The organism is Synechococcus sp. OH2 (genome assembly GCF_047462155.1).
GTDB lineage: Bacteria > Cyanobacteriota > Cyanobacteriia > Thermostichales > Thermostichaceae > Thermostichus.
Map to the genome: position 1 here is coordinate 595 of NZ_JANSIR010000121.1, position 5,093 is coordinate 5,687.

Genomic DNA, 5,093 nt, shown 5'->3' on the forward strand with positions numbered 1-5,093 from the left:
ATTTCTCACTCTGGCAGGGCTTGGGAGCAACTGACGGCTGCACGAATAGCTGGACATCCTAAACCCTTTGCGGCTACAAGTCGGCGCGGGCCAGTTGGCAACTCCGCTCCTGCCTAATTGGTGAACATATTTTTCCAGTCGGTGGTGAGAACCTCGTGGCCAAATGTCCACCCGGCCAGGAGCAAGGGCAAGGCTAAGCCCAGGAAGCCGAAGAAACCGATGACCTGAGCAATTTGCCGCTGCGCCCTTTTCCTTTTCGGGTCGGGGATGTTATTAGCAGCTACTGTGAGCTTTGAACAAAAGGCCACCACCACCGCCCCCACTGGTCCCAAAACTAGCGACGGCCACAACCACTCCGCTACCTGCGCATACTCGTAGGCCCGGGTGAACGGCATGATGACAAAACAGGCCAGCTCCAGGATTCCCCAGGTGAAGAGGGCCAACTGGATATCTTTGCGAAAGACTTCGTTGGGATCGTACATAGGCTTCTGGGATAAACCGGCATGCAACTTTAAGGTTTGGCCTGCAAGTGAAGAAGTGGCAAGGTTTTTGAATAGGCTTCCCTCTGCGGGCAAGAAGCTGCTGCGCGAGTCCCTTTTACCTTACCCTTTCCCTTTCCTCCGGACAACCCAGTAGAATAATGCTTGAGATGCTTAGGTTAGCCTTCCTTGATTTACCCAGAGAAAGGGGGTTCCAGAAAGGCCAAGCTCCTGGTGCAATCCGATGTGCAATGTAAAAACCTGAAGTTGTCTGTTGTAGTCTGGGCGGGCTGTCTGGGTTTGCTGTCCTCTCCAGCCCCGGCGCAAAATGCATTTGCCCTACTGTCAGGGCTTTTCTGCAACTCTGCCTCGTGCTGACTATGAGAGCGCCAAGCCGCTATGTCACGCATTCTCATCATCGATGACGATCCCAGCATTTGTACGCTGCTCAAGCGGTATTTGCAGCGGCAAGGGTACGCAGTTGAGGCGGCCGTGACCGGCGCCGAGGGCTTACGACAGTTGCGCACTTTTCAGCCAGGCTTGGTGATTTTGGATTTGAATTTGCCGGATGTGAGCGGTTACGACCTCTGCCAGCAGATGCAAAAAGAGACCGGCGTTTATGTGTTGATGTTAACCAGCCGAGTGAATCCTGCCGACAAGCTGCAAGGATTTCAGCTAGGCGCAGATGACTACCTGACCAAACCCTTCAGCCTGCCGGAGTTACAGGCGCGGGTACAGGCCATCCTGCGCCGAGGGCGGAGGAGAACGGAAACAGGCAGCGCGCCGGTTTTGACCTTTCCCTCTTTGGTGATCGACCCAACCACCCGAGAAGTCACCCGTGACCGGCGCCCAATTCACCTGACAGCTTTGGAGTTTGACCTGCTCTACGCCATGGCCCGACACCCAGGGCGGGTCTGGCGACGGGCTGAGCTGATTCAAGAGGTGTGGGATTTCAACCACGAGGCAGATGAACGGGTGGTCGATGTCCACATCGGCCAAATTCGCAAGAAGTTAGAAACCGATACCAGCCAACCGGAACTGATCCGCACCGTGCGCGGCGTTGGCTACAAGTTCGAGCCCCCCACTCCCAAAGAGGGGTGGGGAGAGGAAAAACCGTAACCTCCCTCTTTCAAAGGGAGAGAGCGCGCTAATCCAGGCGACGGCCTGTCAGACGCACAAAAATGTCTTCTAAGTTGGCAGGGCGCACCATCAGGCCAGTTTTGTCGGGTTCGGCTTCCAACTGCCGCTGAGCCTCCGCCAAGCTAGGGAAAAAGGTGTAGCTCACCTCCTGTCCGGGGCGGGAGCGCACCAGCAGAGCTTCCCCGTACTTCGCCCGCAACTGGTCGGTGCTGCCCAGCTCGATCAACTTCCCGCCATCCATGATGCCGATGCGGTCGCACAGCTCCTCAGCCTCCTCCATGTAGTGGGTGGTAATCAGCAAAGTCATCCCCTGCCGGTTGAGATCCCGTAGGATCTCCCACAACAGGCGTCGCGCCTGGGGATCCAACCCAACGGTCGGCTCGTCCAAAAACAAAATTTGCGGCCGGTGCAACAGTGCCCTGGCCACCTGCAGGCGTCGCTTCATGCCGCCGGAGAGGGTCTTCACCTTGTCGTGCCACCGGTCGGCCAGCTTCACGTATTCCAGCCACTCATCGATGCGCCGCTGCCGCTCCGGGTTGGGAATGTGGTGCATGCGCCCATGAAACTCCAGGTTTTCCCAAACTGTCAGCTCTGCCTCCAGGGTGATGGGCTGCAACACCACCCCAATCTGCCGCCGCACTGCCAAGGGATCCCGCACCACGTCGTAGCCCCCCACGTAGATGGATCCCTGGCTGGGACGGGTGAGGCTGGTGAGCATGCGGATGGTGGTGGACTTCCCAGCCCCGTTGGGGCCCAGCAGAGCAAACACCTCCCCCTGTGGGATCCGCAGGCTCAAGTCCTGCACGGCCACCTGCTGCCCAAAGCGCTTCCACACCCCCTGCATTTCCACTGCTGCCGGCTGGGTCTGAGGCAGGGCCGGGGCCATCGAAAGAGCGGTTACAGTCGGCTCCATCTGCGGGTGTAAAGAAATCTTTCTTCTCCAGCATACGTCAGTTGAGCCACAGGTCTTACTGGGGATCCCTGCTGTGTGATCTCTCGAGCTCTTCCGTGGCTGTGATCCCATCCTCTGTCAATTCTGCTGGAGCTTGCAAAATAGTAGACACTGCCCCTGAAAACTGCACTTACAAGGTAAAAAAATGCAGAGCAAAGACCGATTTGACCAAATTGACTTCCGCCTGGATCGCCTAGTTGGTGCCGTGCTGACCCTAGCCGAGAGCGTCAGCTCCATCAAAGACGACTTGTCTTATTTGAAGGACATTGCTCAGCAACAGGTGCTGATGACCCAGGAGCAAACTGCCTGGCTGGGAGAGCTGAAGGCCGTTTGCCAGCGGCAGGCGGAGACGGCTCGCCGCCAAGCGGAAACAGTTGACCGCCTCATCGCCCATCTTCTGTCAGCTCAGGATCCCAGGTCGTAAGGGATCCCCAAAAGGCGTGCCAAAATGGCAGCAGAGCTGAGGTCGTCCGCCGTTGGAGTTTCAGGTTGCAGCAGCCCAGCAGGGTTCTATTGACGCAGAAGAGTTGCTGGCCTTTTTTCGCTGTCGGCGCCTGCCCTACCTAGATCGGTTTGGGCCTCAAGAAGCCAAGCTGCCGCCGGAAAGCCTGCTGGAGCAATGGCGCCGGGATCGCCAAGCTTTACAAGCTGCTGTGCTGGAGCAATTCCCCGGCGAACAGGTCGCGCCGGGTAATGAAGCCCTTTTGGCAGCCATGGCAGCAGGGACAGAGCGGATCTACGGCGGACAGGTCGTAGCAGAGCTCTTCTGGGAAGTGGATCCCGAGGGAGTTGCTGAGGCAGAGCCTGCCGGCTCTGCAGTTGCCCTTGCCCCTTCCCCTGAGACAGAGGTTGCGCTCCCTGAAGAGGACTCCACCGACAAGACACCCTCCAACTCTGGACTGCCGCCTGCGGCTCTTCCAGAGTTTCGTTCCCTTTGGGTAAGCAGCTCCCTGGATCTCCTGATTCGGGATTCCGCCCTTCGCAGCCAAGGCCGGCCCGCCTACCTGCCGGTTCACATTCGCATTGGCAAGCGACCCAAGCCGGAGTACGAATTGTTGCTGGCGCTGCAGGCCGAATTGCTGGGATCCCTGCAGGGGCAGGTGCCCAAACGCGGCTTTTTGATTCTAAAAGATGGGAAGTGGCACCCTGTCCACCTCAGCCGACGCCGCGTCCAGGTGCGCCGCCTGCTGCAAGACTATCTGCGCTCCCTCGACCAGCCGGAGCCGCCCCAGGTGTTGATGGCCCGCAGCCGCTGTCATCTTTGCCACTGGCGGGAGCACTGTCGGCAGTTGAATGCCGTTGCCCAACCCCTCAGCCTGCTACCGGGTGTAACCGGATCCCGCTATCCCCTTTTGCAAGAGGCAGGGATCAACTCGATTGAGGCCTTAGCCAACGCCCGCCTGGAGATGCTCCAGGCCATCCCCAAGCTGGGAGCCGGCGTGGCCCTGCAACTGCAGCTTCAAGCCCGTGCCACCCTCAGCTGCAAGCCCCTTTGGCTGCAATCGCCGCCGCAAGCTCTGCCGACAGCGCCCGTGGAGCTGTACTTCGATATCGAGGCGGATCCCCGTCACAACGTCGCTTACCTGTTGGGCTTGCTGGTGGTGCAACAAGCCGAGGGGGAAAAGCTGGTGAGCTACCACAGTTGCCTGGCTGTCGAGCCCCAGGAAGAAGGGCAAGCTTGGAAACAATTTTTGCACCTGGTTCAACGCTACCCTGAAGCGCCCATCTACCATTTCCATGGCTTTGAAGTGCAGACCTGTCAGCGGCTGGGGGAGCGATACCCTACGGATTCGCGGCAGGTGCGGCAATTGTTGCAGCGCTTCGTAGATTTACACGCCTGGATCCAACGCTCGGTGGTGCTGCCCATTGAAAGCTATTCCCTGAAAAACATTGCCCGCTGGCTGGGGTTCGAGTGGCGGTTGCCCAATGCCAATGGAGCCCAGTCCATCTACTGGTACAGCCAATGGCTGGAAACTCGAGATCGCCGCTATTTGGAGCAGTCGCTCATCTACAACGAGGACGACTGCCGGGCCACCCATTGCCTCAAAAACTGGCTAAGCCAAAGTGCGGTTCTCGCCCCTGTCGAGGGCCGAAGCTTCGATTAGAATCGGGTGAGACTAGCGGATTGGCCAGAGGGATCCCATGCGGCTGAAATCTCACGAATCCCCCCGCCGCCAGGGCAGGAACTATCGTGGTCGTGGGGGAACGGCACGGAAGCGCCAGATTAACAAACGTAATCGCGCCTTGCTACAGCGATTGCAACAGAAGGAGCAGGGGCTCAGCTCTCGATCTTCTTGGCAGGGACAACTCAGCCCTGCCTTTTTTCTTCCTCAGCTTGTATTTAAGGGATCCCAGCCCACCGTCTCGGCCACCTGAGCCGCCAATCTGGTGGCATCGAAGGGCTTGGTAATCACTTTAGAGTAGGGTACAGGTCTCAAAAAGAAGGAGAGAAGGGGATGCCAACCCCTTCTTTAGGATCTACGGCAAAGAGTTGTAGCAGCTTATCAGGCAGGTCAGACCTC

At 58.3% G+C, this 5,093-nt stretch carries 5 protein-coding genes; 3 read left to right on the top strand and 2 right to left on the bottom strand.

Annotated features, from left to right (window positions below; genetic code table 11):
- Positions 1 to 113: 113 nt before the first annotated feature.
- Positions 114 to 482 (bottom strand): hypothetical protein, encoded by a 369-nt coding sequence (locus NW835_RS13205; RefSeq protein ID WP_414366664.1) that lies wholly within the window; start codon positions 480 to 482, stop codon positions 114 to 116.
- 396 nt (positions 483 to 878) lie between these two features.
- On the opposite strand from NW835_RS13205, the gene NW835_RS13210 reads away from it, so the two are divergent.
- Positions 879 to 1,598, top strand: a complete 720-nt coding sequence (locus NW835_RS13210; RefSeq protein WP_414366665.1) for a response regulator transcription factor — start codon at positions 879 to 881, stop codon at positions 1,596 to 1,598.
- A gap of 28 nt (positions 1,599 to 1,626) precedes the next feature.
- Here NW835_RS13210 and NW835_RS13215 read toward each other — a convergent pair whose 3' ends face one another.
- On the bottom strand, positions 1,627 to 2,532 hold the full coding sequence (locus tag NW835_RS13215) for an ABC transporter ATP-binding protein (protein ID WP_414376211.1): 906 nt from the start codon (positions 2,530 to 2,532) through the stop codon (positions 1,627 to 1,629).
- A gap of 184 nt (positions 2,533 to 2,716) precedes the next feature.
- On the opposite strand from NW835_RS13215, the gene NW835_RS13220 reads away from it, so the two are divergent.
- On the top strand, positions 2,717 to 2,995 hold the full coding sequence (locus NW835_RS13220) for a hypothetical protein (RefSeq protein ID WP_414366670.1): 279 nt from the start codon (positions 2,717 to 2,719) through the stop codon (positions 2,993 to 2,995).
- Positions 2,996 to 3,047: 52 nt separating this feature from the next.
- Positions 3,048 to 4,676 carry a TM0106 family RecB-like putative nuclease gene (locus NW835_RS13225; protein WP_414415526.1) on the top strand — a complete coding sequence of 543 codons (1,629 nt, stop codon included), beginning with the start codon at positions 3,048 to 3,050 and terminating at the stop codon, positions 4,674 to 4,676.
- Positions 4,677 to 5,093 lie beyond the last annotated feature (417 nt).